The following is a 3,457-nucleotide window of genomic DNA, read 5'->3' as shown; positions in this document are numbered from 1 at the left end:
GCCCCGGGAAGGTGCCGCCGGTGTCCTGCGGCCGGCCGCCCGCGGCGGGCGGCCGGCGAGGGCCGTGCGGGGTTCGTCCGGGCGCCGCGCCGCGCAGGACCTGCCCGCCCGCGCCTGCTCGTGGACGTCCGGGCGGGCCCTGGCGGTGCTGGGGCGTCCGGCCGGGGGTGGGGTTGGGGGTGGGGGTGGGGTTAGCCGAGGCCGCGGGCGTCCTGCTTGAGTGCGGTGTCGACGGTCAGGGCGGTGGCGACGACGAGGCTGAGGAGTGGGTCGGGGAGGGGGCGGTGGATCTGCAGGACGTAGTTGTCGGCGGTGGTGAACATGGTCTTCGCGAGGCCTTCCCAGGTCTTGGTGATCCGGGCGATCTCGGTGTCGGTCTCATCGACGATGGAGAAGTTCCAGGCGCGCCAGTTCTCGGCCTTGACGGCGCCGATCTTGTGTCCGCCGGCCTCGATCGCGAAGTTGATCTTCCCGATGGCGTTCTGCTGGACGATCTGGCCGATCTCCTGGCCGTCGGGGCGGCGCACGATGACCCGGGACTTGATGAACTTCGCCGGGCGGGTCAGCAGGAGTACGGGGGTGCCGTGCGCGTCGCGGATCTCCAGTTTGTGGGTGAGGTACTGGTCGATGGAGAAGAGAAGCCGTACGAGTTTGCGCAGGCCGCTCTGGCCTACCTGGGTGACCGAGCCCAGCGTGCCGCCCTGCTGGTCGTAGACCGCGTACTCGTTGGTCAGCTCGATCAGCTTGGCCTTCTGGTTCACCACCAGGACCGGCTCGGAGAAGAGGGTGCCGCCGCCGCCGTAGACCGGCCCGACGCCCGCCTGCTGCTGCACCTGGCGCTGGATCCGGGCGGATTCGCCGGCCGGGGCGGCCGGTTGCCCGGGGATGCCGGGGGTGTTCGTGTTCTGGGACATGGCGGGCAGGTTAGGGCCGATCCGGTACGGACAGCTAGATCGTTTCGTGCGGCCCCGGGTGCGTCCGGGAGCGTCGGACTACGGCTTTGACCTACGGTTTCCGGGTTCTGGGGCGGCGGGTGGCCGGTGTCCGGCGGAAAGGGTGTGGCTGATGTCACACCCGGGGCCTGTTCCCGTGTCAGGCCGGGCCTGCGGCCGGCCCCGCCCGGCGGCCGGGCGCCATGGGCGTCCGCCGCGGCCCCGCCGCCGCGCTCTTGACAGCCAGTCTCATTCCTGGCAGCACTGGACGCTGCACCACTCCCACCAACGGCCGCCCCACCCCGGAAGGGAGCACCAGCGCATGACCACACCCCGCAGCGCGGGAGGCGACTACGACGTCGTCATCGGCGGAGCCAGCCTCGCCGGCAGCGCCGCCGCGATCCTGCTCGCCCGACGCGGCGCCCGCGTCGCCCTGCTGGAACGACGCTCGGACGCCGACGCCTACAAAGTGCTGTGCACCCACTCCATCACCGCCAACGCCTACCCCGTCCTGGGCGAACTCGGCCTCGTCGCCGCCCTTGAGGAGGCGGGGGCCCTACGCAACGACGCCCGCTGGTACACCCGTTGGGGGTGGATCCATCCGCGGCCGGTGCCGGGCGGCCCCGATCTGCCGTACGGCTACAACGTCCGCCGCAGCGTCCTCGACCCGTTGATCAGGTCCCACGCGGCCCGGACCCCGGGTGTGGACCTCCTGCTCGCCCACCGGGTGGTCGCACTGCTCCGGGAGGGCGGGCGCACGGTGGGCGTGCGCGCCTCCACCCCGCAAGGCGAGCGCGAGATCCGGGCCCGCCTGGTCGTCGGCGCCGACGGCAAGGACTCCACCGTCGCCAAACTCGCCGCCCAGCCCACCCGCGTCCACGAGAACGCCAGGTTCGGCTACCTCGCGCACTTCCGCGACCTCCCGCTGCACGGTGGCATCGGTCAGACCTGGTTCCTCGAACCCGACATGGCCTACGCGTTCCCCAACGACGACGGGGTGACGGTTCTGGCGGTCCTGCCGGACAAGAAGCACCTGCCCGCCTTCCGGGAGGATCTGGAGGGCAGTTTCTACGCCTTTGTCCGCGCCCTGCCCCAGGCGCCGCCCATCGATTCCGCCGAACGCGTCTCGAAGATCATCGGCGCCGTCGACTACCCTCTCCACAGCCGCGAACCCGTCGCCCCGGGCCTCGCCCTCATCGGTGACGCCGCCCTGACCGGCGACCCCCTGTGGGGTGTGGGGTGCGGTTGGGCCCTGCAGTCCGCGCAGTGGCTCGCCCACACCACCGCCCCGGCCGTCACCGGCCACGGCGACCTCGACGCCTCGCTGGCCGCCTATGCCCGTCACCACCGGCGCCGGTTGCGCGGCTACCAGTACCTGGCGGCCGATTTCGCCACCGCCCGCCCCTTCAACCCTGTGGAGCGGCTGATGTTCTCCGCCGCCGCCCGTGACGCCTCCCTCGCCCGTCACATGCACCTGTTCGCCTCCCGTCTGATCGGCCCCGGGCGTTTCCTCAGCCCTGCGGCCGTCGCCAGGGCCGCCGCCGTCAACCTCCGACACCGCCGCAACTCCACCACCCCCGCACACCTGGCCCGCACGGGAGCGTGACCGCGGGGCCCCTGCCGCTGGTCACGGCCATGAGGGGCGGGGCGCGCAGAGCCGAGTACTCCCTCGGCCGAGGTGGACAGCGCGCACGGCCCCCTCGGCGGCAGGCCCCACCCGCGGGCGGCGCCCGGAGCCGTGGCCGAACCGGGCCGCCACCGAAGGCGGTTCGGCGCCGGCGCCACCTCCGGCACGCCCGACGGGGCCCGCCGCACCATGCGGGGCGGGGGAACGCGCGGATCCCGCCAGGGCGAGGACGGGCCGGCGTGCCCATGGCGCTGCGGCCGATGCCTGTGCCGTCGCCGTTGCTGCGCCTCGTTCGTCGGCCGGGTCGCTTCCGGCGGGGAATCCCTGCGGTGGGGCGTAATCGTGGTGTACGGGGCGGCTGGAGACCGTGGACGGGGTGTGATCGCCGGATCGGAGGATCAGGGCCTCGAAGGGGCCCTCGCCCGGCTGGAGGGCAGGGCGCTCACCGACGTGCTGATCCGCCCGCCCGCGCTGGAGACCCGCTTCGACTTCGACGGGCTGCGACTGGAGACCTTCCCGATGTACCGGCGGGATCCAGAGGAGGAGGAGTACGACCACTGGCTCCTGTGGCTGGGCGCAGGCGAGGTGCTGGTGGCCGCCTCCGGGCTGACGATCGAGCCGGCCGGCGGGTGACGGCCGGCGCCGGTCACCGCTTCCGCTGCCGCTGCCGTTTCCGCTTCCCGTGTCCGGGGCGCGGCTACTCGGCGTAGGGCTGGTCGGCTCCCTGGGCGCTGTAGCCGAGGCTCCAGATGTAGCCCTCCGGGTCGGCGAAGGTGCCACCGTACCCGCCCCACGGCAGCGCACCGGCGGGCTTGAGGACGGTCGCGCCGGCCTTCTGCGCCTCGGCCATGATCTCGTCGACCCGCGCCTCGCTGCGCACGACGTAGGTCAGGACCAG

The 3,457-nt window shown here is 73.2% G+C and carries 3 protein-coding genes and 1 pseudogene; 2 read left to right on the top strand and 2 right to left on the bottom strand.

Annotation, left to right across the window (positions count from 1 at the left end):
* Nucleotides 1-191: 191 nt before the first annotated feature.
* Entirely contained in the window at nt 192-914 is a 723-nt protein-coding gene (locus tag ACWEQL_RS41675) for a phospholipid scramblase-related protein (protein WP_452156728.1), read from the bottom strand.
* A gap of 340 nt (nt 915-1,254) precedes the next feature.
* On the opposite strand from ACWEQL_RS41675, the gene ACWEQL_RS41670 reads away from it, so the two are divergent.
* Together ACWEQL_RS41670 and ACWEQL_RS41665 are read left to right on the top strand one after the other, a co-directional pair.
* Complete coding sequence (locus tag ACWEQL_RS41670) at nt 1,255-2,538, top strand: NAD(P)/FAD-dependent oxidoreductase (protein WP_452156726.1); 1,284 nt, start codon at nt 1,255-1,257, stop codon at nt 2,536-2,538.
* Nucleotides 2,539-2,937: 399 nt separating this feature from the next.
* On the top strand, nt 2,938-3,192 hold the full coding sequence (locus ACWEQL_RS41665) for a hypothetical protein (protein ID WP_452156724.1): 255 nt from the start codon (nt 2,938-2,940) through the stop codon (nt 3,190-3,192).
* 64 nt (nt 3,193-3,256) lie between these two features.
* On the opposite strand, the pseudogene ACWEQL_RS41660 reads toward ACWEQL_RS41665, so the two are convergent.
* A pseudogene (locus tag ACWEQL_RS41660) lies at nt 3,257-3,457 on the bottom strand (VOC family protein); the annotation flags it as partial.

It is taken from the genome of Kitasatospora sp. NPDC004240 (assembly GCF_053603215.1).
This window is presented reverse-complemented; position numbering and strand designations above follow the sequence as displayed.

Excerpts from the sequence above, each read along its gene's own strand:
- ACWEQL_RS41675 (WP_452156728.1), bottom strand. The coding sequence starts at position 914 with ATGTCCCAGAACACGAACACCCCCGGCATCCCCGGGCAACCGGCCGCC.
- ACWEQL_RS41670 (WP_452156726.1), top strand. The coding sequence starts at position 1,255 with ATGACCACACCCCGCAGCGCGGGAGGCGACTACGACGTCGTCATCGGC.